Origin of the sequence: Streptomyces sp. NPDC057271 (assembly GCF_042668715.1) — a bacterium.
GTDB lineage: Bacteria > Actinomycetota > Actinomycetes > Streptomycetales > Streptomycetaceae > Streptomyces.
Genome location: NZ_JBHUYJ010000077.1, coordinates 1 through 21,499 on the forward strand (window position 1 = coordinate 1; position 21,499 = coordinate 21,499).

The following is a 21,499-nucleotide window of genomic DNA, read 5'->3' on the forward strand; positions in this document are numbered from 1 at the left end:
GCCCGGTTACATTCCGAACCCGGAAGCTAAGCCTTTCAGCGCCGATGGTACTGCAGGGGGGACCCTGTGGGAGAGTAGGACGCCGCCGAACAATTATTGTGGGAAAGCCCCGCACCTTCTGGTGCGGGGCTTTTCTGCGTTCACGAACAGGCGCGCGACCCCTGTGCATCCCTTCGTCGTGGCTGAAGGTAGGGTCAGGGGGCATCATTGGCACGTTCCCCCACAGGAGGCCCCCGGGTGGAGGTCCAGGAGACTCGCGTTCAGACGGACCGGGTCCTCACCATCCCCAACATCCTGAGCATGGCTCGCCTCGTGGGCGTGCCGCTCTTCCTGTGGCTGATTCTCCGGCCTGTGTTCGGTGGGCCCAACAGTGATGGCTGGGCCTTGCTCGTGCTGATGCTCAGTGGTGTCAGCGACTATCTCGACGGGAAGCTCGCCCGGCGCTGGAACCAGATCAGCAACCTCGGCCGGCTGCTCGACCCCGCCGCAGACCGGCTGTACATCGTTTCCACGCTCATCGGGCTGACCTGGCGCGAGATCCTGCCGCTCTGGCTGACTGTCGCCCTTTTCGCCCGCGAGTTGATGTTGCTCGTGATGGTGGGAATCCTCCGCAGGCACGGCTATCCGCCGCCGCAGGTGAACTTCCTGGGGAAAGCTGCGACTTTCAACCTGATGTACGCCTTCCCCCTGCTGCTGCTCAGTGACGGAACGGGCTGGCTTTCGTCACTCGCCGAAGTTTTCGGGTGGGCCTTCGCCGGATGGGGTACAACTCTCTATTGGTGGGCAGGGATCCTCTACGTGGTCCAGGTCCGTCGACTCGTGAAGGCGGATACCGAGGCCGATTGAGCCCGTCTGTCCTGTGCCGTGCAGTGTCGCCGGCACGATCGAGGACGCCCGAGGCCTACTGCGCGGGCAGGTGAAGTCGGCAGGACCGTCGTCTCTTCAAGGAGGACGCTTCCGACATGAAGGCCGTCGTGATGGCCGGTGGCGAAGGAACTCGACTTCGCCCCATGACCTCGAGCATGCCCAAGCCTCTCCTGCCGGTGGCAAACCGGCCGATCATGGAGCACGTCCTTCGACTGCTCAAGAGGCACGGACTCACCGAGACCGTCGTGACCGTACAGTTTCTGGCCTCGCTGGTCAGGAACTACTTCGGTGACGGCGAGGAGCTCGGTATGGAGCTTACGTATGCCAACGAGGAGAAACCGCTCGGCACAGCGGGGAGTGTGAAGAACGCCGAGGAGGCGCTGAAGGACGATGCCTTCCTCGTGATCTCAGGTGACGCGCTCACCGACTTCGACCTCACCGATCTGATCGCCTTCCACAAGGAGAAGGGCGCTCTGGTCACCGTCTGTCTGACCCGTGTGCCGAATCCGCTGGAATTCGGCATCACGATCGTGGACGAGGAGGGAAAGGTCGAGCGATTCCTGGAGAAGCCGACCTGGGGACAGGTCTTCTCGGACACCGTGAACACGGGCATCTACGTGATGGAACCCGAGGTGTTCGACTACGTCCAGGCCGACACCTCCGTCGACTGGTCGGGTGATGTCTTCCCTCAGCTCATGAAGGAGGGCAAGCCGATCTACGGCTATGTCGCCGAGGGCTACTGGGAGGACGTCGGCACCCACGAGAGCTACGTCAAGGCGCAGGCCGACGTACTCGAAGGCAAGGTCCAGGTCGAACTCGACGGGTTCGAGATCTCGCCTGGCGTCTGGGTCGCGGAAGGCGCCGAGGTGCATCCCGACGCCGTCCTGCGAGGGCCGCTGTACATCGGTGACTACGCGAAGATCGAGGCCGGCGCCGAGGTGCGCGAGCACAGCGTCATCGGGTCGAACGTGGTCGTCAAGAGCGGGGCGTTCCTGCACAAGACCGTCGTCCACGACAACGTCTACATCGGCCAGCAGAGCAATCTGCGCGGCTGTGTGATCGGGAAGAACACCGATGTCATGCGGGCGGCCCGGATCGAGGACGGCGCCGTCATCGGCGACGAGTGTCTCATCGGCGAAGAATCGATCGTTCAGGGGAACGTACGGGTCTACCCCTTCAAGACCATCGAGGCCGGCGCCTTCGTCAACACCTCCGTCATCTGGGAGTCGCGCGGCCAGGCGCACCTCTTCGGCGCGCGCGGTGTCTCGGGGATCCTCAACGTGGAGATCACACCCGAGCTGGCCGTGAGGCTCGCGGGCGCGTATGCCACGACCTTGAAGAAGGGTTCGACGGTCACCACCGCGCGTGACCACTCCCGGGGCGCCCGCGCCCTCAAACGGGCCGTGATCTCGGCGCTGCAGGCCAGCGCCATCGACGTACGCGACCTGGAGAACGTACCGCTGCCGGTCGCACGGCAGCAGACCGCCCGGGGAAGCGCGGGCGGGATCATGCTGCGGACCTCTCCCGGTGTGCCGGACTCCGTGGACATCATGTTCTTCGACGAGCGCGGAGCGGATCTCTCGCAGGCGGGGCAGCGCAAGCTGGACCGGGTCTTCGCACGTCAGGAGTACCGTCGGGCCTTCCCGGGCGAGATCGGGGACCTCTCGTTCCCGGCGAGCGTCTTCGACTCGTACACCGGCTCGCTGCTGCGGAACGTCGACACCTCGGGCATCGCCGAGGCCGGGCTGAAGGTCGTCGTGGACGCCTCCAACGGCAGTGCGGGGCTCGTCCTGCCGAGCCTCCTCGGCCGGCTCCAGGTGGACGCGCTGACGATCAACCCGGGTCTGGACGAGGCCCGGCCCACGGAGTCGGCGGAGACCAGGAGGGCCGGGCTGGTGCGGCTCGGGGAGATCGTCGCCTCGGCGCGTGCCGCGTTCGGGGTGCGGTTCGACCCCGTGGGCGAGCGGCTGTCGCTCGTCGACGAGCGGGGCCGGATCATCGAGGACGACCGTTCGCTTCTGGTCATGCTCGACCTGGTGGCCGCCGAGCGGCGTTCGGGGCGGGTGGCGTTGCCCGTGACGACCACGCGGATCGCCGAGCAGGTCGCCGCGTACCACGGCACGCAGGTGGAGTGGACGACGACCTCACCCGACGATCTGACCAGGGTCGGACGGGAGGACACCACGATCTTCGGCGGGGACGGCCGGGGCGGGTTCATCATTCCCGAGTTCTCCAGCGTCTTCGACGGTGCCGCCGCCTTCGTACGGCTCATCGGCCTGGTGGCGCGGACCCAGCTCACACTGAGCCAGATCGACGCCCGGATCCCGCGGGCTCATGTCCTGAAGCGGGACGTCGCGACACCGTGGGCCGTGAAGGGTCTCGTCATGCGCCGTGTGGTGGAGGCGGCCGGCGAGCGGTCGGTGGACACCACCGACGGCGTGCGGGTCGTGGAGGCCGACGGGCGCTGGGTCATGGTGCTGCCGGACCCGGCCGAGGCCGTCACCCATCTGTGGGCCGAGGGGCCCGACGACGCGTCCGCGCAGGCGCTCCTCGACGAGTGGTCGGGCGTGGTCGACAGCGCAGGTCAGTAGACCGATGGGACGGGTGAGCCGGGTGGTGTCGGACAGACGCCGCCCGGCCCTCCGGTGGGGCCATTCGGCGGTAGCGCCGCCGACGTGCGACGATGTGCGGCATGTCGCAGCAGCACCCCGTTCGGAGCACAGGCACACCACCCCCGCGCCCGGACGCGTCCATGTCGCTGCTGAACAACGTGATGGACCACGCGCTCGACGACGGGTACGCCGAGGCCTCGGCCCGGCGTGAGGCGGAGGGCGGCGGTCTGCCCCGTACGCTCCGGGCCAAGCTCGGGCTCGCGGCCGGCCTCGTCCTCGCCGCCGCGGTGGTGACCGTGGGCGCCGCCGAGGCGCGGATCTCCGCGCCGGTCGTCGCCAAGGAGCGGCAGGAGCTGATCGACCGGATCGACGCGGAGACGGCGGCAGCCGAGAAGCTTGAGCAGGACGTCGAGAAGATCCGCGCCGAGGTCGGTGAGCGGCAGCGTGCGGCTCTCGAACAGCACGGGGGCGACCAGACCGAGCTGGTGGCGCTGCTCTCCGGCGCGACGCCGGTGCACGGCCCCGGCGTGAAGCTCGTGGTCGACGACGCCAAGGACACCGAGGAGGGCGGCGGGGGTCCGCGCGAGAGCAGCGGCTTCTCCGACACCGGCCGGGTCCGTGACCGCGACATGCAGCGGGTCGTCAACGGCCTGTGGGAGTCGGGTGCCGAGGCCGTCGCGATCAACGGTCAGCGACTGACCTCGCTCTCGGCGATCCGGGCGGCCGGTGCCGCCATACTGGTCGACAACAAGCCCCTCGTGCCGCCGTACACGGTGCTGGCGGTGGGGGACGGGCAGCGCTTGGCCACCGCGTTCCAGGACAGCGCCGACGGGCAGTACCTGCACGCGCTGCAGGAGAACTTCGGGATCCGCACCAGCATCTCGGCCGAGACCGATGTGCGTCTGCCGGCCGCGCCGAGCCTGATCGTACGTACAGCAGAGCCGAGGGGAGCCGGGGCGACCAAGCCCACCGGGCAGGCCACGGCCGACACAGGGAAGGTCACATCTTGATCGCCGTACTGGGCCTGATCGTGGGAGTCGTGGTCGGACTGTTGGTCCGTCCCGAGGTTCCGGCGGTGGTCGAGCCCTATCTTCCGATCGCCGTGGTCGCCGCCCTCGACGCGGTCTTCGGCGGCCTCAGGGCCATGCTCGACGGAATCTTCGTCGACAAGGTCTTCGTGGTCTCCTTCCTCTCGAACGTCGTCGTGGCCGCGCTGATCGTCTTCCTCGGCGACAAGCTGGGCGTCGGCGCGCAGCTGTCCACCGGTGTCGTCGTCGTGCTCGGCATCCGCATCTTCTCCAACGCGGCCGCCATCCGGCGGCACGTCTTCCGGGCGTGACACCGATGAGCGACGCGACCAACCCGGAGACACCCGAGAATCCGGCCGACGACCCGTCGACGCCCGCAGAGCCGACGGCGCCCTCCGCCCCCTCCGCCCCCGAGCAGCAGCTGACCGGCCGCCAGCGGCTGGCGGCCGGGCTCTGGCCGCCGCGGGTGAGCCGGGCCCAACTGATCGTCGCCCTGCTCCTGTTCGTGCTCGGCCTCGGTCTCGCCATCCAGGTCCGCTCCACCAGCGACAACAGTGCGCTGCGCGGGGCGCGCCAGGAGGACCTGGTCCGCATCCTCGACGAACTCGACGACCGTACCCAGCGGCTGGAGGACGAGGCGGCGCGCCTGGAGACCCAGCGCTCGGAGCTGGAGTCCAGCTCCGACCAGGCCGAGGAGGCGCGCAAGCAGACCCAGGAGAAGGAGCAGCAGCTCGGCATCCTGGCCGGAACCGTCGCCGCGGAGGGTCCAGGCATCACGCTGACCATTCGCGGGGCCGCCGCGGCGGTGGAGTCGGACATGCTGCTCGACGCCATCCAGGAGCTGCGCGCGGCCGGTGCCGAGGCGATTCAGGTGAACGACGTACGCGTCGTCGCGGACAGCTACTTCTCGGGTAGCGGCACCGACATAGAAATCGATGGAACGAAGGTGGCCGCTCCGTACGTCTTCAAGGTCATCGGCAAGCCCGAGGATCTTGAGCCCGCGCTCAACATCCCTGGTGGCGTCGTGCAGACGTTGGAGAAGGAGCAGGCCACCGCGACCGTGGCCCGGTCCCAGAAGATCGTCGTGGATGCCTTGCGACCTGCGAAGCGGCCTGACTACGCTCAGTCGTCCTCGCAGTGAGGCGGGGGTGCATGGCGGCCGCGCGACTAGGGGAAGACGTTGCGGGGGGTCGCCGCACCACAAGCGTGGTGCGTGGTGGAAACTGTCGGGTGGATACGGACGTTGTGAGGATGTCCGGGTCGGCAGGTGTGTTCATTCAGGGTTCGTCCTGCCCCACGGGCGGGTCTGTTTCGGTCAAGGGGAATCGCCCGTGAGTTTTTTTGCGAAGTTGTTCGGCAAGAGCGCACGCGAGGACGGCGGCAACGCCAAGCACCGCGCGCCGCGCCACGCCCAGAGCGAGGAGCAGGGTGACGAACGCCCGCTCTTCCGTGACGAGGTGGACGACCATGGCGCGTCGTCTGTTGACCCTGCCGGTGCCGGGCGCATAGGTTTCGGAGAACCATCAACCTCAGGTACGGGTGGAGGGTTCACCCCCGACCCGTATGCGACACAGACCTCCGCGGGTCAGCCGCGGCAGGAGGACGCGTCCATGCCGGTGTGTACGAGGTGCGGTCACCGCAATGCCGCGGACAGCCGTTTCTGCTCCCACTGCGGTACGCCGCTGCGGGGCGGTGCGCCCGCGGAGCGCGCGTCCGAGACGACGTCGACGATCTCGATCTCCGGCCTCGAGGCGTACGACTCCGAGGTCACCGGCCAGACGGCCATGCCGTCCCTCTCGCCCGAGGCGCTGGCGGCCGTCGAGGCGCTGCCGGCCGGATCGGCGCTCCTCGTCGTGCGCCGCGGCCCGAACTCGGGCAGCCGTTTCCTTCTGGACAGCGAGCTGACCACGGCCGGCCGTCACCCGCAGAGCGACATCTTCCTCGACGACGTCACCGTGTCGCGGCGCCATGTGGAGTTCCGGCGGGCGCAGGACGGCAGCTTCACGGTCGCCGACGTCGGCAGCCTCAACGGTACGTACGTCAACCGTGAGCCGATCGACTCGGCGGTTCTGTCCAACGGCGACGAGGTGCAGATCGGCAAGTACCGGCTGGTCTTCTACTCGAGCCAGCGAGGCATGTGACGCCTCGGGGAAGACTTCAGGGAAGGTCCATGCTGCGAACACCGACGGGCGGTGCCGGTCACGGCACCGCCACAGCGGGCGACCGGCTGGTGAGCATCGGGACGGTGCTGAACCAGCTGCGTGACGAGTTTCCCGAAGTGACCATCTCGAAGATCCGGTTCCTGGAGGCCGAGGGGCTCGTCGAGCCCCGGCGGACGGCCTCCGGGTACCGGAAGTTCAGCCCGCAGGACGTGGAGCGGCTCGCCCAGATCCTGCGGATGCAGCGCGATCACTATCTTCCGCTGAAGGTCATCCGGGAGCATCTCGACGCTCTCGCCCGGGGCGAGCAGATCCGGCTTCCCTCCTCCGGCCCCCGGCTCGACCTGATCGACGGCGCGTGGGAGGCGGAGGGCGACCGCCCGACCGCGGCGCGCGTGGGGCGGGCCGAGCTGCTGGCCGCCGCCGAGGTGACCGAGGGGGAACTCGCGGAGTGGGAGTCGTACGGACTCATCATCGCGGGACCCGAGGGCGGCTACGACGCCGAGGCGGTCACCGTCGCCCGGCTCGTCGCGGATCTGGGGAGATTCGGTCTGGAACCGCGGCATCTCCGGGCGGTCAAGGCGGCCGCCGACCGGGAGGCCGGGCTGGTCGAACAGGTGGTGGCGCCACTGCGTCGGCACCGTAACCCGCAGACCAGGGCCCATGCGGAGGCCACCGCGAAGGAACTCGCCGGACTCTCCGTACGGCTTCACGCGGCACTGGTCCAGACCGCGCTCGGGCTTCGGTTGCAGTGATCTTGTGGGGGCCCGACTACCCAAACCGGCCGGGCACGTCCTAGGGTTGCTGTGTGAACGAGCTCGACGTTGTGGGTGTCCGGGTGGAAATGCCCTCCAACCAACCGATCGTGCTCCTGCGTGAAGTGGGAGGCGATCGGTACCTCCCCATCTGGATCGGACCGGGTGAGGCGACCGCGATCGCCTTCGCCCAGCAGGGCATGGCCCCTGCCAGGCCGCTGACGCATGACCTCTTCAAGGACGTCCTTGAAGCCGTGGGCCAGGAGCTCACCGAGGTCCGCATCACCGATCTCCGTGAAGGTGTCTTCTACGCGGAGCTGGTCTTCGCCAGCGGCGTCGAGGTGAGCGCCAGGCCGTCCGACGCGATAGCGCTGGCCCTGCGCACCGGAACGCCGATCTTCGGCAGTGACGGCGTGCTGGACGACGCCGGTATCGCGATTCCGGACGAGCAGGAGGACGAGGTGGAGAAGTTCCGCGAGTTCCTCGACCAGATCTCGCCCGAGGATTTCGGGTCCAGCAGCCAGTGAGGTCCGGCCGCTGTTCACGGGGTGCCGTCAGGACATTCGGATAGCCTTTCCCCGGAGAGGGGCACGAGAAACCACTCTCAGGGTGATTATCACTCGGCGTGCCGAGTGTGGCGATCGTTGACGCACCCCGAGCGACTGCCTACCTTCGTGTGGGCAGGTCAAGGACGGAGGGTCGGCGTGATGAGCAGCGGCGACGGCACGGCAGGGGGCTCCCTCGGGCGCGCGCCCGGGGAGAGCGGTCCGTATCCGCTTCACGGCAGTGTGGGCGACTTCGGGGCGGACACGGGCGCGGGCGTGGGGGCGGCGTCGAACGCCGATTCCGACGAGGCGGCGGCCGGTACGGACACGGTGGGATACCGCGGTCCGACGGCCTGCGCGGCGGCGGGGATCACCTACCGCCAGCTGGACTACTGGGCACGCACCGGGCTCGTCGAGCCGAGCGTGCGGCCGGCGTACGGATCCGGGACGCAGCGGCTCTACAGCTTCCGCGACGTCGTCGTACTCAAGATCGTCAAGCGTTTCCTGGACACCGGGGTGGCGCTGCAGAACATCCGGGCCGCCGTCCAGCATCTGCGGGCCCGTGGCTTCCGCGATCTGGAGCGGATGACGCTGATGAGCGACGGGGCGACGGTCTACGAGTGCTCCTCGCCCGACGAGGTCGTGGACCTGCTCCAGGGCGGTCAGGGCGTCTTCGGGATCGCGGTCGGCGTGGTCTGGCGCGATGTGGAGGCGGCGCTCTCCCAGCTGCACGGGGAGCGGATCGACACCGGCGAGACCCTGATCGGTCACAACCCCGGCGACGAGCTCGCGCGCCGGCGGCGGGACCGGGCGGTCTGAGGCGAGGCCGGTCCGAGACGATCGCCCCGGACCGGCTCGGTCGTCGCTCTTCCGGCTGTGGCGCGTCCGTACGTGCGTGCGGTCGATTGTCAGTGGCGTAGGGCAGCATCGGACATGTGAGAGCCGCGCCGACGATTCTGCATCTCGACATGGATGCCTTCTTCGCCGCCGCCGAGCAGGCGGCGAAGCCCAGTCTGCGCGGAAAGCCGGTGGTCGTGGGCGGTCTCGGCCCGCGCGGGGTCGTGGCGACCGCCTCGTACGAGGCTCGGCGCTTCGGCGTGCACTCCGCGATGCCGATGGCCCAGGCGCGGCGGCTGGCGCCCAACGCGGCCTATCTCGTGCCGCGCTTCGGTTTCTACCGCTCGATCAGCGAGCAGGTCATGGAGCTGCTCGGGCGGCTGTCGCCGCTCGTCGAGCCGCTGAGCCTGGACGAGGCCTTCGTGGACCTGGAGGCCGGTGGCGTGGCCGACGACCGCGCGAGCGCCCTGGAGGCCGGTGAGCGGCTGCGCAGGGACATTCTGGCCACCACGGGGCTGACGGGGTCCGTGGGGCTCGCGGGGTCGAAGATGCTCGCCAAGATCGCCTCGGAGGAGGCGAAGCCGGACGGGCTGGTGCTCATGGACCCGGGGACCGAGCGGGAGCTGCTGGGGCCGAAGTCGGTGCGGATCCTGCCGGGGGTCGGGCCGGCCACGGGGGAGCATCTGCGGCGGGCCGGGATGACCACGGTGTCCGACCTCGTGGAGGCGGGTGAGGACGAGCTTGTACGGCTGCTGGGGCGGGCGCACGGGACCTCCCTGTACCGAATGGCCCAGGGGTACGACGATCGGCCCGTGGTGGCCGAGAGGGACGCGAAGTCCGTGTCGGTCGAGGACACCTTCGACGTGGACCTGCACGACCGGGTACGCATCCGGATCGAGGTGGAGCGGCTTGCCGAGCGGTGCGTGGGGCGGCTGCGGGCGTCGGGGCACTCGGGCCGCACGATCGTGCTGAAGGTCCGGCGGTTCGACTTCTCGACGCTGACGCGCTCGGAGACGCTGCGGGGGCCCACGGACGACCCGCTCGTGGTGCGCGAGGCCGCCGGGCGGCTCCTCGAGGGCGTGGACACCACGGGCGGCGTGCGGCTGCTCGGCGTGGGGGTGAGCGGCCTCGCCGACTACACGCAGGAGGATCTCTTCGCCCAGGCGGCGGAGCTGGCGGGGGAAGCGGGGGGCCTGGCGGCCCCGGGGGGCGGGGTGGAGGACATGCCGGTGCCCGCGGCGGCTCCCGAGCCGGAGGAGCCGCAGCCCCCGCAGCCCACCGAGCGGAGATGGGCGCCCGGGAACGACGTACGGCATGCCGTGTACGGGGCCGGGTGGGTGCAGGGGAGCGGGGTCGGGCGCGTCACCGTGCGCTTCGAGGAGCCGCAGTCGCCGCCGGGGCGGGTGCGGACGTTTCTCGTCGACGATCCGGAACTGGAGCCGGGCGAGCCGCTGCCGCTGGTGGGGGACGCCGGAGACGGAGCGGCGGCGTAGGCGTGCGCCCGGCCTTCGGGCGGGCTTTCGTCGCCGCCCGCACCAGCCGTGCGGACGACTTGGCCGGCATGCGGGTCTTCCCGTGGAGGGGTGCTGCGCCGCCGGCGGCGCAGGCGCGGTGGAGGGCCGACGGCTACCGGGCCGCTTGCCTGGTCCCGGGCGGTGCGGGCGTCAGGCGTCCTCCTGGCCCGCCAGGCGTCCGAAGTCGTGGTCCATCGGGGGCGGGGGCGGGAGGGCCAGGCTGTAGTGGCGGTAGAGCTGGAGTTCCTGATCGGGGGAGAGGTGGCGGCCCACGCCGAAGTCCGGCGCGTCCTTGATCAGGGCGCGTTCGTACGGGATGTGGAGGCCGTCCTCGACCAGTTCGCTCGGCTCCAGCGGGACGAACGCGTCCCGGCTGAAGAGTCCCGTGCGGACCGCTGCCCACTCGGGGACTCCCGTCGCGTCGTCCAGGTACACCTCGTCCACGGTGCCGATCTTGTGTCCGTTGCGGTCGTACGCCTTGCGGCCGATCAGGCTGCGCGGATCGATGTCGGTCTGCACGGTCCCTCCAACAGGTCGCAACTGCTCTACAAGGACTACGAAAGTGCACATCTGGGATGTCGGCCACTTGAGCGACGGGTCCGGGAACCGCGCTGGTAGGCTGGCTGTGGCTGTCGACACCGTGCGGGAGAGTCCTCCGGAGAAACCTTTCGGAGGCGCCGAAGGAGCAAATCCTCCCCGGAATCTCTCAGGCACCTGTACCGCACGGGCGAGGTCACTCTGGAAAGCAGAGCGGAAGTCCGACGGCATTCGCTCTCACCGACGGTGAAAACCGGCGCGCCCCTTCGGCATGCCGGTGAAGCTCTCAGGTTGAGATGACAGAGGGGGAGGCCGTCCGGGCACCCGCGCCGTGGTGCCCCTCGAAGGTCGTGAAGACCAGGAGGCCTCCGTACATGACCGCCCACCGCATTCCGCTCTCCGAGCTCGAACAGGGCATCCCGTTCGAGCAGCGGCACATCGGGCCCGACGCCGAAGCACGGGCCAAGATGCTCGCGCAGGTCGGCTACGGCTCCCTCGACGAACTCACTGCCGCCGCCGTGCCGGACGTGATCAAGAACGCCGAGGCGCTCGGTCTGCCCGCCGCCCGCACCGAGGCCGAGGTCCTCGCGGAGCTGCGTGAGCTCGCCGACCGCAACCAGGTCCTCGCCCCGATGATCGGCCTGGGCTACTACGGCACCTTCACCCCGCCGGTGATCCTCCGCAACGTCATGGAGAACCCGGCCTGGTACACGGCGTACACGCCCTACCAGCCGGAGATCTCGCAGGGCCGCCTGGAGGCGCTGCTCAACTTCCAGACGATGGTCGCCGACCTCACCGGTCTGCCCACCTCCGGCGCCTCCCTCCTCGACGAGGGCACCGCGGCCGCCGAGGCCATGGCGCTCTCCCGCCGTGTCGGCAAGGTCAAGAACGGTGTCTTCCTCATCGACGCGGACGCCCTGCCGCAGACCATCGCGGTCATCGAGACGCGCGCCGAGCCGACCGGTGTCGAGGTCGTCGTCGCGGACCTGTCCGACGGCATCCCCGCCGAGATCGCCGAGCGCGGCGTCTTCGGCGTGCTCATCCAGTACCCCGGCGCCTCCGGTGCCGTGCGCGACATCAAGCCGCTCGTCGACGCGGCCCACGAGCTCGGCGCGATCGTCACCGTCGCCGCCGACCTGCTCGCGCTGACCCTGCTCACCTCGCCCGGTGCGCTCGGCGCGGACATCGCCGTCGGCACCACCCAGCGCTTCGGCGTCCCGATGGGCTTCGGCGGCCCGCACGCCGGCTACATGGCCGTCCAGGACAAGCACGCCCGCTCGCTGCCCGGCCGCCTCGTCGGTGTCTCCGTCGACGCCGACGGCAACAGGGCGTACCGGCTGGCGCTGCAGACCCGCGAGCAGCACATCCGCCGTGAGAAGGCCACCAGTAACATCTGCACCGCGCAGGTGCTGCTCGCCGTCATGGCCGGCATGTACGCCGTCTACCACGGCCCCGACGGCCTCAAGGGCATCGCCCTGCGGACGCACCGGTACGCGGCCATCCTCGCCGCGGGCCTGAAGGCCGGTGGCGTCGACATCGTCCACGGAAGCTTCTTCGACACCGTCACCGTCCGCGTGCCCGGCAAGGCCGCCGAGACCGTCGCCGCCGCCCGCGAGGCCGGCGTCAACCTGTACCTCGTCGACGCCGACCACGTCTCGGTCTCCTGCGACGAGACCACCGGCCGGGCCCAGCTCGACGCCGTGTGGAGCGCCTTCGGTGTCGTCGCCGACATCGAGGCCCTGGACGCCGCCACCGAGGACGCGCTGCCCGCCGGGGTGCTCCGCTCCGACGCGTACCTGACCCACCCGGTCTTCCACGCGCACCGCTCCGAGACGTCGATGCTGCGCTACCTGCGCAAGCTCGCCGACCGCGACTACGCGCTGGACCGCGGCATGATCCCGCTCGGCTCCTGCACCATGAAGCTGAACGCGACCACCGAGATGGAGCCCGTGACCTGGCCGGAGTTCGGCCAGATCCACCCCTTCGCCCCGGTCGAGCAGGCGCAGGGCTACCTCACGCTCATCACCGAGCTGGAGGAGCGTCTCGCCGAGGTCACCGGCTACGACAAGGTATCGATCCAGCCCAACGCCGGTTCGCAGGGCGAACTGGCCGGTCTGCTGGCCGTCCGCGCCTACCACCGCGCCAACGGCGACGAGCAGCGCACCGTCTGCCTGATCCCGTCCTCCGCGCACGGCACCAACGCCGCCTCCGCGGTGATGGCCGGTATGAAGGTCGTGGTCGTCAGGACCGCCGACGACGGCGAGGTCGACGTCGCGGACCTGCGCGCCAAGATCGAGCAGTACCGCGACGAGCTGTCCGTGCTGATGATCACCTACCCGTCCACGCACGGTGTGTTCGAGGAGCACGTCGCCGACATCTGCGCCGAGGTGCACGAGGTCGGCGGCCAGGTGTACGTCGACGGCGCCAACCTCAACGCGCTGGTGGGTCTGGCCAAGCCGGGCAAGTTCGGCGGCGACGTCTCGCACCTGAACCTGCACAAGACCTTCTGCATCCCGCACGGCGGCGGTGGCCCGGGCGTCGGTCCGGTCGGTGTGCGCGCGCACCTCGCGCCGTACCTCCCGAACCACCCGCTGCAGCCGACCGCGGGTCCGGAGACGGGCGTCGGCCCGATCTCGGCCGCTCCGTGGGGCTCGGCGGGCATCCTGCCGATCTCCTGGTCGTACGTGCGTCTGATGGGTGGCGAGGGCCTCAAGCGCGCCACGCAGGTGGCCGTCCTCGCGGCGAACTACATCGCCAAGCGTCTTGAGCCGCACTACCCGGTGCTCTACACCGGTCCCGCCGGGCTCGTCGCCCACGAGTGCATCGTCGACCTGCGTCCGCTCTCCAAGGCGACCGGTGTCAGCGTCGACGACATCGCCAAGCGCCTGATCGACTACGGCTTCCACGCGCCGACGATGTCGTTCCCGGTGGCCGGCACCCTGATGATCGAGCCGACCGAGTCCGAGGACCTGACCGAACTCGACCGCTTCTGCGACACGATGATCGCGATCCGCGGCGAGATCGAGAAGGTCGCGTCGGGCGAGTGGCCGGCCGGGGACAACCCGCTGGCGAACGCCCCGCACACGGCCGCCGCGTTGGGTGGCGAGTGGAACCACCCGTACACCCGTGACGAGGCGGTCTTCCCGGCCGGAGTCTCGGCCGCGGACAAGTACTGGCCGCCGGTCCGCCGCATCGACGGTGCGTTCGGCGACCGCAACCTCGTCTGCTCCTGCCCTCCGCTGGACGAGTACGACCACTAGTACGGACGGCGCGGAGATGAGTCAGGGCCGGTTCGGAGAGTTCTCTCCGGGCCGGCCCTTGCGTGTTCCCTCGTGCGTGTCGTGCCCGACGTGCCCCGGTGTCAGGCGGCGGTCGTCACCCGGCCCGCCGTCAGCGGGCGGTGCGGGGCGATGATCTGGCCGTCCGGCAGCAGTTCACCGGTGTCCTCGAAGAGCAGGACCCCGTTGCACAGCAGGCTCCAGCCCTGCTCCGGGTGATGCGCCGTCAGACGGGCCGCCTCCCGGTCGGCGGAGTCGGCGGTGGGACAGGCAGGTTGGTGCTGGCACATGGATGGGTTCTTTCGCTGCGTCGTGGTGTCTGTCGTCCTGCGGCTCGATGCGGTGCTCATGGCCGCCCCCCCGTTGTCGGTTCGGTTGGTCCAGTGTTCCGCTACGGAAGGCGATCCGCAGGTATTTCACGGCAGCTCTTCCTACTGCATGAAGACGTATCACCCGCGTGAGCGGTTCAACGCAACTAGGCGGTCTCTTCGGGTGGTTCGGGGTAGCCCCAGTGGGCTAGTCCGTCCGGGGCGGGGCGTTCGAGGCGGCCGTTCGGACACCAAGGCGCCCCGCGGCCCGGTCCGGGCCGCGGGGCGTGACATGTCTCGGCAGAGGTGGCTCAGGCCGGCGCCGGGGTGCCGAACAGCGGTGGGGGAGCCAGTCGCAGGGTGAGGACGGGCAGCAGGTCGGCGACCCGGTGCGGCCGGTGCGCCGCGATGCCGGGCGGTGCCGGGGCGAGCGGGACGAGCAGATCCGCCGGGTCGAGCGAGGAGGCCGCTCCGTCGGCGTCCGTGTCGTCGTGCAACCAGAGCGTCAGCATGTACAGCTCCGGTACGGAGAGCAGCCGCGGCTGGTACACCGTGGGCAGCGACTCGGCCTGGAGCAGGGCGCGTTCGGTCGCCGTGACGTACGGGCCCTCGAAGAAGTGCGAGAAGGAGCAGCCGTCGGGGGTGAGCATGGTGTCGGCGGCGGCCACCGCGCGGCCGGCGCCCCGGATCAGGAAGCGCCAGCCGGCCAGCCGCGGACGCGGTGCCCGCCCCGACGGGACGACCTGATCCCGTACGTCGAGGACGTGGAGGGGCAGGGGTGCCTCGGGGCTCAGTGGCCCTTGGGCCGCTCGCAGGGCGGGAGTTCGCGCCTCGCGGACGGCGGTGGGGGAACCGAGGGCCGCGAGGACACTGCGCAGGGCCGGCGCAGGGGCCGGGGAAGGTCGGAGCATGATGGGTCGCCTCTCACTCAGGAGACACGGTGACGCATGGGCAGGTACGACGGCGCTGTGGGGTGCCGGGCCGAGGGGGCCATGAAGCCATGGCCGGGCGCCAACACTCTGCCTCGTTCGCGGAGTTTATACGAGACGTGTTCACGCGATGTTTCCTCTAGCGGGCGCCGATATTGCCGACAAGGCGTCATCCGGTCTTAACGCGGGAGCGATTCATCGTATGTGCGGCGCGTGCAGGTCATCTGCCTGCGAGGACTTCATCGATGCGGACGGCCGGATATCGACCCCATGCTTTCGTTGAATATGGCCGCGGAATATGTCCTCTGCGGATGCCCTTGGGTCGTGCCGGTCGATTGCGTGACCCAGCCTATCGTTCAACGAAGGCGGCCCGCAGGCGTTATGGATCAATCGGGTGGGCATCATCGTCCGTGACGCGCGCGGCCGTCGCCGTGGCCGCCCGATCGGGAGGGAAGCTTCCATGGGGGAGAAGGTCGTGGCAGACGGGTTCGACCTGTCCGATCGGCAGAGATACCGCAGGAAGCTCCAGCAGTGCCTGGCGGGGCTGGCGAGGCTCTTGGCGGAGAAGAGGTTCGACCGGCCGCGGAATCTGATGGGCCTGGAGATCGAACTCAATCTCGCGGGCGCCGACGGCATGCCGAGGATGGTCAATGGCGCGGTCCTCGAGCGTATCGCCAGCACGGATTTTCAGACGGAGCTGGGAATGTTCAACCTCGAAGTGAACATCGCTCCGCACCGACTCGGAGGTCGCGTTTTCGACCGGCTCGCGGAGGAACTCACGACAGGTCTCGGATATGCCGATCGCAAGGCCCGCGAAGTCGACGCGGGCGTGCTCATGATCGGAATTCTGCCCACGCTCGCGCAGGACGACCTCGTCTCCGAGAACATCTCGACCGTCGACCGGTACACCCTTCTCAACGACCAGATCGTCGCCGCCCGCGGCGAGGACTTCACGCTCGACATCCACGGTGTCGAGGGGCTCACCTGCACGGCCACGTCGATCGTGCCCGAGGCGGCCTGCACCTCCGTGCAACTGCACCTCCAGGTCACGCCCGCCCGGTTCGCCGCGGTGTGGAACGCGGCCCAGGCCGTGGCGGCGGTCCAGATCGCCGTCGGCGCCAACTCGCCGTTCCTCTTCGGCCGGGAGCTGTGGCGTGAGTCCAGGCCTCCGCTCTTCACCCAGGCCACGGACACCCGGCCGCCCGAACTCCAGGCGCAGGGGGTGCGGCCGAGGACCTGGTTCGGGGAGCGGTGGGTGGACTCCGTGTACGACCTCTTCGAGGAGAACCTGCGGTACTTCCCCGCCCTGCTGCCGATCTGCGACGAGGAGGACCCGCTCCTCGTCCTCGACCAGGGCGGGGTGCCGCGGCTGCAGGAGCTCGTCCTGCACAACGGCACGGTCTACCGCTGGAACCGCCCGGTCTACGGCTGGGTCGACGGTGTCCCGCATCTGCGCGTGGAGAACCGGGTGCTGCCGGCCGGCCCGACGGTCACCGACGTCGTCGCCAACGCGGCCTTCTACTACGGACTGGTACGGGCACTGGCCGAGGACACCCGGCCGATCTGGAAGCGGCTGCCCTTCGAGGACGCCGCCGCGAACTTCGACATCGCCTGCCGCCACGGCATCGAGGCGGAACTCCGCTGGCCGCGACCGGGCCGCTCGGGCGGGGTGGCTACCGTCCCGGCGGTACGCCTCGTCCTCGACGAGCTCCTGCCGCTGGCCGCGGCCGGGCTCGACGCCTGGCACGTCGAACCGGCGGACCGGGACTTCTATCTCGGGGTGATCGAGGAGCGCTGCCGGGGGCGGGTGAACGGTGCCTCCTGGCAGGCCGACACCTTCCACAAGGCGCTGGAATCCGGCCTCGGCCGGAAGGCGGCGCTGGCGGCCACGACCCGCCGGTACGCCGAGCTGACGCACGGTGGCGAGCCGGTGCACCGATGGCCCGTGGGGATCGACTGACGCACCCGGAACGGGGCGCGCAGGCACTCGGAATGGCGCGCGCCCCGGCCTGTCACGCATGATCTCCGTACCCGGTACGCGATGGGGAAGTGGAGAACAGGTGTGGTGTCGGATCAACGAGTGGTGCCCGCTGCCCTTCCGCCCGACGGCCTGCCGCGCCGGATCCTGAGGTCCGAGACGCTGATCGTCCTGGCGCTGTCGCTCGGCGCCAGCGCCCTGTCGTCCCTGATCAGCTTCACCGGCTCGCTGACCAAGCCCGGCGGGCTGAAGGAACAGGCGGCGACGCTCAACGGTTCGTACGCCCCCGGGCGCCCCTGGCTCGACCTGGCCTGGCAGCTCTTCGGGATCGCCTCGGCGCTCGTGCCCGTGGTGCTCGTCGCCCATCTGCTGCTGCGCGAGGGCTCGGGGATGCGCGCCATCGGCTTCGACCGGACGCGCCCCTGGCCCGACCTCGGCAGGGGCGCGCTGGTCGCGGCGGGGATCGGAAGCGCCGGACTGGCCTTCTACCTGGGGGCGCGGGCAGCCGGGTTCAATCTGACCGTGGTGCCCGAGTCGCTGCCGGACGTCTGGTGGAAGTACCCGGTCCTGATCCTGTCGGCGGTGCAGAACTCCGTACTGGAGGAGGTCATCGTCGTCGGCTATCTGCTGCGCAGGCTCGGGCAGTTGGGGTGGTCGCCGACGGCGGCGCTGGTGGCGAGTTCGGTGCTGCGCGGCTCGTACCACCTCTACCAGGGCATCGGCGGGTTCGTCGGGAACGTCGTGATGGGCGTCGTCTTCGTCTACCTCTACCGCCGCTGGGGGCGCGTGGGCCCGCTGGTGGTGGCGCACGCGCTGCTCGACATCGTGGCCTTCGTCGGGTACGGCCTGCTGGCCGGGAGGGTGGACTGGCTGCCCACCGTCTAGGCGGAGATACGAAGAGGGGCGTACGGCGACGGCCGTACGCCCCTCTTTTCGCTGGAGGGAGCCGTTCTCAGGCGTTCAGCTCGCCGTCGACGACGGTGACCGCGTGGCCGGTCAGGAGGGTGCGGTCGCCCCGCAGCCGGGTGTGGACGATCCCCGTGCGCGCGCCGCCCTGGAGACCGGTGAGGTCGTCGCGGCCGAGGCGCGCGGACCAGAAGGGGGCGAGCGCGGTGTGCGCGCTGCCGGTGACCGGGTCCTCGTCGATGCCGACGCGGGGGAAGAAGCCGCGGGACACGAAGTCGTAGCCCCGGTCGGGGTCCGCGGCCGCGGCGGTGGCGATCACGCCGCGACGGGAGACGTCCGCGAGGGCCGCGAGGTCGGGCTTCAGGGAGCGGACGGCGGCCTCGTCACGCAGCTCGACCACGAGGTCGCCGATGTGGGCGGCGGTGTCGTGGACGGAGACGATCTCCGCGCCGAGGGCCTTCTCCAGGCCGTCGGGGGCCGGGACGGGGGTCAGCGACGAGGTCGGGAAGTTCATGGTGACGGTGCCGTCGGACGCCGCCGTGGCGGTGAGGATGCCGCAGCGGGCGGCGAAGCGCACGGTCCCCGTGGCGGCGCCCGTGGTGTGCAGGACGTGGGCGGTGGCGAGCGTGGCGTGGCCGCACATGTCGACCTCGGTGGCCGGCGTGAACCAGCGCAGAGCCCAGTCGGCCTCGCCGCCCGGCGGGAGCGGGTGGGCGAAGGCCGTCTCGGAGAGGTTGACCTCGGCGGCCACCTTCTGGAGCCAGTGGTCGTCGGGGAAGGAGTCGAGGAGGAGGACCCCTGCCGGGTTGCCGGAGAAGGGGCGGTCGGTGAAGGCGTCGACGATTCGGATCCGCATGGCACGGACCGTATCGGGGCGTCAAAGCCGCAGGCCAAGGCCAATCAGGGGCGACTGGACCGTTCGGCTGTTGGCAAACGAGCTGTTCCGATATATCGTTGAAGCATCGCGACAGTTCAACGATGTACCCGATGGAAGGAGCGTTGCGATGCGTTCACATGGACACGAACACGGACATGGCGACTGCGGACCCGGCCCTCGTGGGCGGGGAGGCCCTCGCGGTGAGTTCGAGGGGCGGCGTGCCGCGTTCGGGCAGTTCGGGCCGGGCTTCGGCGGCGGACCGTGGGGCGGAGGCCCCTTCGGGGGCGGCCGGGGCCGCGGAGGTGGCGGCCGGGGCCGGGCGCGGCGCGGAGACGTGCGCGCCTCGATCCTCACGCTGCTGAAGGATCGCCCGATGCACGGTTACGAGATGATCCAGGAGATCGGCGAGCGCAGCGGCGGGGCGTGGAAGCCCAGCCCCGGCTCGGTCTACCCGACCCTGCAGCTCCTCGAGGACGAGGGTCTGATCACCAGCGAGAGCGAGGGTGGCAAGAAGCTGTTCACGCTCACCGACGCGGGCCGGACCGAGGCCGAGTCGGGGCCGGAGGCCCCCTGGGAGGAGGCCGGGCGCGGTGTCGACTGGGATGCCGTCAACGAGATCCGGCAGGCCGGCTTCGGTCTGATGGAGGCGTTCGGCCAGGTCTGGAAGACCGGCAGCGTCGAGCAGCGGCAGAAGGCCGTCGCGGTCATCAACGAAGCCCGTAAGAAGCTCTACCTGATTCTTGCCGACGAGCACTGAGTGCCGGAAAGCCCGAAGGGGCCCCGCGGCGAATTCCTGGGTTCGGGCGATCCCCGGGTTCCGGCGGTCGCCGTGGGCCCCTTCGCGTCGTTGACCGCGCTGGGGCGGGCCGTCCAGGTGCTCGGGGCGGGCGAGAGGCTCAGGCCACCAGCCCCGCCAGCTTGCGGAGGGACTCGTTCAGCGCGGCGGTAGCCGAGTCCTTCAGCTTGCCCGCCATCAGGGAGACGGCCGCGCCCGTGAACTCGCCGTCGATCCGCACCGTGGTGGCATCGCCTTCCGCCGCCAGCGAGTACCGCGTCCCGACGACGACCCCCATCGGGCCCTTGCCCCGGATGGCCAGCACCCGGGTCGACTCCAGCTCCTCCACCGTCCAGGTCACCTCGGCGGGGAAGCCCATCAGCTTCATGTTCTCCGCGAAGGTGCAGCCCGTCTCCAAGGAGGCCGGACCGCCGTTCGGGAAATCGGTGTGGGTGGCGTTCCACTCGCCGTACGAGGAGAAGTCCGTCAGCTGCGCCCAGACCTTCTCGGCCGGCGCCTCGATCCGTGCCTCCGCGCTGACTTCGGCCATGCGACCCACCCCTTCACGCGTTCCGTCCGACTCTGGTGTCGCGGAACGTAGCCGGGCGGCCGCGAACATTCAATACTGATGAACCGTCAGTTCCTCGGCGTCGCCGATCCACCAGATCTGCGCCGCGTCGAACCAGTCGGAGGCCCGCGGTCCGCCGCCCTCGTCGTGGCAGTGGAACGCGGCCCAGAAGAGGTCGGCCGGCAGCGCCTCCCGCGGTGCGTACACGCGGTAGACGTACTGCCGCCCGTCGAGCGCGAGCAGGGCGACCATCCAGAACATGTCCAGGAGACGAAACGGAACGGCGTCCTGGTTGCATTCGGGGCGCAATGCAAGGCGGCGCGCGCCCCTCGGGCATGAAACGCGCGCAATCTCCTCCTGAAGGAGGAGGAACCGCTCTCGTGTGCCCAACTCCGGTGGGATGCGAACATGCTTCTCGCCGGGGATGCTCCGATCCTCGGAGGCTGATGAGGTGGGAGGGTGCAAAGCCCTGTCCCTCGCGTGCCCCAGCAGCTCCCAGCCCGCCGCCCGGAAATCCAGCTCGGCCGATTCACCGCCGAACTGGCGACGGTCGTGGCGAGCGCGCGCCGCAGAGCCCTGCGCGATGGCGACCGGCAGATCGACACCGCCCACCTGCTTCACTCCCTCATCGAGTCCGACCCCGAGGTGGGCGCGGCCTTCGAGGGCGGGCCGTCGCAGCTCGCGCGGGTGCTCGGCTATCTCGTCCAGCGCTCCATCGGCTACGGCCTGCGGTGGCGCGGCTCCGTCGAGGACTCCGGCACCCTGAACGCCGTACGGGACACGGAGTCGGCGGCCGGCTGGTCGCCCGCGGCCGCCGCCGCGATGGAAGGGGCGTGGGGGCGGGCCGAACTGCGCGGCGACCGGCGGGCCCGCGGCCTCGATCTCCTCGGCGTCATCGCCTCCGATCCGGAGAGCCGGGCCGTCGAGGTGCTCCGCCGGGCGGGCGTCGATCCGCTCGCCCTGACCGACCGAATCGGGGCGCTGTCTCAACAGGTGTGACGGGGGTGACGCTCCTGACGCCGTCCT

At 70.1% G+C, this 21,499-nt stretch carries 21 protein-coding genes, 1 rRNA gene and 1 riboswitch; of the genes, 16 read left to right on the plus strand and 6 right to left on the minus strand.

Going from position 1 to position 21,499, the window contains the following annotated elements; genetic code table 11:
* The 11 genes from rrf to ACFUJR_RS28130 form a co-directional block, all read left to right on the plus strand.
* A 5S ribosomal RNA gene (gene rrf, locus ACFUJR_RS28080) occupies window positions 1-91 on the plus strand; the annotation flags it as partial.
* Window positions 92-237: 146 nt separating this feature from the next.
* Window positions 238-846: a CDP-alcohol phosphatidyltransferase family protein gene (locus ACFUJR_RS28085; protein ID WP_383170849.1), complete on the plus strand. Its 609-nt coding sequence runs from the start codon at window positions 238-240 to the stop codon at window positions 844-846.
* Between the two features lie 116 nt (window positions 847-962).
* Window positions 963-3,458 (plus strand): sugar phosphate nucleotidyltransferase, encoded by a 2,496-nt coding sequence (locus ACFUJR_RS28090; protein WP_383170852.1) that lies wholly within the window; start codon window positions 963-965, stop codon window positions 3,456-3,458.
* 101 nt (window positions 3,459-3,559) lie between these two features.
* Window positions 3,560-4,489: a DUF881 domain-containing protein gene (locus ACFUJR_RS28095; RefSeq protein ID WP_383170855.1), complete on the plus strand. Its 930-nt coding sequence runs from the start codon at window positions 3,560-3,562 to the stop codon at window positions 4,487-4,489.
* Window positions 4,486-4,818: a small basic family protein gene (locus ACFUJR_RS28100; RefSeq protein WP_015032176.1), complete on the plus strand. Its 333-nt coding sequence runs from the start codon at window positions 4,486-4,488 to the stop codon at window positions 4,816-4,818. Before ACFUJR_RS28095 ends, ACFUJR_RS28100 begins: the two co-directional genes overlap by 4 nt.
* A gap of 5 nt (window positions 4,819-4,823) precedes the next feature.
* Window positions 4,824-5,648, plus strand: coding sequence for a DUF881 domain-containing protein (locus ACFUJR_RS28105; RefSeq protein WP_383170857.1), 825 nt, complete (start codon window positions 4,824-4,826; stop codon window positions 5,646-5,648).
* 82 nt (window positions 5,649-5,730) lie between these two features.
* Window positions 5,731-6,648, plus strand: coding sequence for an FHA domain-containing protein (locus ACFUJR_RS28110; protein ID WP_383170937.1), 918 nt, complete (start codon window positions 5,731-5,733; stop codon window positions 6,646-6,648).
* Between the two features lie 29 nt (window positions 6,649-6,677).
* Entirely contained in the window at window positions 6,678-7,421 is a 744-nt protein-coding gene (locus tag ACFUJR_RS28115; RefSeq protein WP_383170860.1) for a MerR family transcriptional regulator, read from the plus strand.
* 53 nt (window positions 7,422-7,474) lie between these two features.
* Window positions 7,475-7,948 (plus strand): bifunctional nuclease family protein, encoded by a 474-nt coding sequence (locus ACFUJR_RS28120; RefSeq protein ID WP_158985224.1) that lies wholly within the window; start codon window positions 7,475-7,477, stop codon window positions 7,946-7,948.
* A 180-nt stretch (window positions 7,949-8,128) separates the two neighbouring features.
* Window positions 8,129-8,785 carry a MerR family transcriptional regulator gene (locus tag ACFUJR_RS28125; RefSeq protein WP_383170864.1) on the plus strand — a complete coding sequence of 219 codons (657 nt, stop codon included), beginning with the start codon at window positions 8,129-8,131 and terminating at the stop codon, window positions 8,783-8,785.
* Window positions 8,786-8,901: 116 nt separating this feature from the next.
* Window positions 8,902-10,296 (plus strand): DNA polymerase IV, encoded by a 1,395-nt coding sequence (locus tag ACFUJR_RS28130; protein ID WP_383170867.1) that lies wholly within the window; start codon window positions 8,902-8,904, stop codon window positions 10,294-10,296.
* A 171-nt stretch (window positions 10,297-10,467) separates the two neighbouring features.
* Here the strand turns inward: ACFUJR_RS28130 and ACFUJR_RS28135 are convergent, their stop codons facing one another.
* Window positions 10,468-10,836, minus strand: a complete 369-nt coding sequence (locus ACFUJR_RS28135) for a PRC-barrel domain-containing protein (protein WP_383170870.1) — start codon at window positions 10,834-10,836, stop codon at window positions 10,468-10,470.
* Window positions 10,837-10,950: 114 nt separating this feature from the next.
* Window positions 10,951-11,049: riboswitch (glycine riboswitch) on the plus strand.
* A 179-nt stretch (window positions 11,050-11,228) separates the two neighbouring features.
* Between ACFUJR_RS28135 and gcvP the strand changes: the two genes are divergently transcribed.
* Window positions 11,229-14,114, plus strand: coding sequence for an aminomethyl-transferring glycine dehydrogenase (gcvP, locus tag ACFUJR_RS28140; protein ID WP_383170873.1), 2,886 nt, complete (start codon window positions 11,229-11,231; stop codon window positions 14,112-14,114).
* Between the two features lie 101 nt (window positions 14,115-14,215).
* On the opposite strand, the gene ACFUJR_RS28145 is transcribed toward gcvP, so the two are convergent.
* Together ACFUJR_RS28145 and ACFUJR_RS28150 are read right to left on the minus strand one after the other, a co-directional pair.
* Entirely contained in the window at window positions 14,216-14,422 is a 207-nt protein-coding gene (locus ACFUJR_RS28145) for a DUF5999 family protein (protein ID WP_053648929.1), read from the minus strand.
* Between the two features lie 329 nt (window positions 14,423-14,751).
* A complete protein-coding gene (locus ACFUJR_RS28150; RefSeq protein WP_383170876.1) occupies window positions 14,752-15,351 on the minus strand; it encodes a hypothetical protein in 600 nt (199 codons plus the stop codon).
* A gap of 478 nt (window positions 15,352-15,829) precedes the next feature.
* Here ACFUJR_RS28150 and ACFUJR_RS28155 point away from each other — a divergent pair, with 478 nt between their 5' ends.
* Together ACFUJR_RS28155 and ACFUJR_RS28160 are read left to right on the plus strand one after the other, a co-directional pair.
* Window positions 15,830-17,329, plus strand: coding sequence for a glutamate-cysteine ligase family protein (locus ACFUJR_RS28155; RefSeq protein ID WP_383170879.1), 1,500 nt, complete (start codon window positions 15,830-15,832; stop codon window positions 17,327-17,329).
* An 81-nt stretch (window positions 17,330-17,410) separates the two neighbouring features.
* Entirely contained in the window at window positions 17,411-18,232 is an 822-nt protein-coding gene (locus ACFUJR_RS28160) for a CPBP family intramembrane glutamic endopeptidase (protein WP_383170881.1), read from the plus strand.
* Window positions 18,233-18,299: 67 nt separating this feature from the next.
* On the opposite strand, the gene ACFUJR_RS28165 is transcribed toward ACFUJR_RS28160, so the two are convergent.
* Window positions 18,300-19,109, minus strand: coding sequence for a PhzF family phenazine biosynthesis protein (locus ACFUJR_RS28165; RefSeq protein WP_383170884.1), 810 nt, complete (start codon window positions 19,107-19,109; stop codon window positions 18,300-18,302).
* 148 nt (window positions 19,110-19,257) lie between these two features.
* On the opposite strand from ACFUJR_RS28165, the gene ACFUJR_RS28170 reads away from it, so the two are divergent.
* Window positions 19,258-19,887: a PadR family transcriptional regulator gene (locus ACFUJR_RS28170; RefSeq protein WP_383170887.1), complete on the plus strand. Its 630-nt coding sequence runs from the start codon at window positions 19,258-19,260 to the stop codon at window positions 19,885-19,887.
* Window positions 19,888-20,026: 139 nt separating this feature from the next.
* On the opposite strand, the gene ACFUJR_RS28175 is transcribed toward ACFUJR_RS28170, so the two are convergent.
* Both ACFUJR_RS28175 and ACFUJR_RS28180 read right to left on the minus strand, forming a co-directional pair.
* Window positions 20,027-20,455, minus strand: a complete 429-nt coding sequence (locus ACFUJR_RS28175) for an SRPBCC family protein (RefSeq protein WP_383170890.1) — start codon at window positions 20,453-20,455, stop codon at window positions 20,027-20,029.
* Between the two features lie 69 nt (window positions 20,456-20,524).
* Window positions 20,525-20,734 (minus strand): hypothetical protein, encoded by a 210-nt coding sequence (locus ACFUJR_RS28180; protein WP_383170893.1) that lies wholly within the window; start codon window positions 20,732-20,734, stop codon window positions 20,525-20,527.
* Window positions 20,735-20,932: 198 nt separating this feature from the next.
* Between ACFUJR_RS28180 and ACFUJR_RS28185 the strand changes: the two genes are divergently transcribed.
* A complete protein-coding gene (locus ACFUJR_RS28185; RefSeq protein ID WP_383170896.1) occupies window positions 20,933-21,472 on the plus strand; it encodes a Clp protease N-terminal domain-containing protein in 540 nt (179 codons plus the stop codon).
* Window positions 21,473-21,499 lie beyond the last annotated feature (27 nt).

Excerpts from the sequence above, each read along its gene's own strand:
- ACFUJR_RS28090 (WP_383170852.1), top strand. The coding sequence starts at position 963 with ATGAAGGCCGTCGTGATGGCCGGTGGCGAAGGAACTCGACTTCGCCCC.
- ACFUJR_RS28095 (WP_383170855.1), top strand. The coding sequence starts at position 3,560 with ATGTCGCAGCAGCACCCCGTTCGGAGCACAGGCACACCACCCCCGCGC.
- ACFUJR_RS28105 (WP_383170857.1), top strand. The coding sequence starts at position 4,824 with ATGAGCGACGCGACCAACCCGGAGACACCCGAGAATCCGGCCGACGAC.
- ACFUJR_RS28115 (WP_383170860.1), top strand. The coding sequence starts at position 6,678 with ATGCTGCGAACACCGACGGGCGGTGCCGGTCACGGCACCGCCACAGCG.
- ACFUJR_RS28125 (WP_383170864.1), top strand. The coding sequence starts at position 8,129 with ATGAGCAGCGGCGACGGCACGGCAGGGGGCTCCCTCGGGCGCGCGCCC.
- gcvP (WP_383170873.1), top strand. The coding sequence starts at position 11,229 with ATGACCGCCCACCGCATTCCGCTCTCCGAGCTCGAACAGGGCATCCCG.
- ACFUJR_RS28145 (WP_053648929.1), bottom strand. The coding sequence starts at position 14,422 with ATGTGCCAGCACCAACCTGCCTGTCCCACCGCCGACTCCGCCGACCGG.
- ACFUJR_RS28150 (WP_383170876.1), bottom strand. The coding sequence starts at position 15,351 with ATGCTCCGACCTTCCCCGGCCCCTGCGCCGGCCCTGCGCAGTGTCCTC.
- ACFUJR_RS28155 (WP_383170879.1), top strand. The coding sequence starts at position 15,830 with ATGGGGGAGAAGGTCGTGGCAGACGGGTTCGACCTGTCCGATCGGCAG.
- ACFUJR_RS28160 (WP_383170881.1), top strand. The coding sequence starts at position 17,411 with ATGGGGAAGTGGAGAACAGGTGTGGTGTCGGATCAACGAGTGGTGCCC.
- ACFUJR_RS28165 (WP_383170884.1), bottom strand. The coding sequence starts at position 19,109 with ATGCGGATCCGAATCGTCGACGCCTTCACCGACCGCCCCTTCTCCGGC.
- ACFUJR_RS28170 (WP_383170887.1), top strand. The coding sequence starts at position 19,258 with ATGCGTTCACATGGACACGAACACGGACATGGCGACTGCGGACCCGGC.
- ACFUJR_RS28175 (WP_383170890.1), bottom strand. The coding sequence starts at position 20,455 with ATGGCCGAAGTCAGCGCGGAGGCACGGATCGAGGCGCCGGCCGAGAAG.
- ACFUJR_RS28180 (WP_383170893.1), bottom strand. The coding sequence starts at position 20,734 with ATGTTCTGGATGGTCGCCCTGCTCGCGCTCGACGGGCGGCAGTACGTC.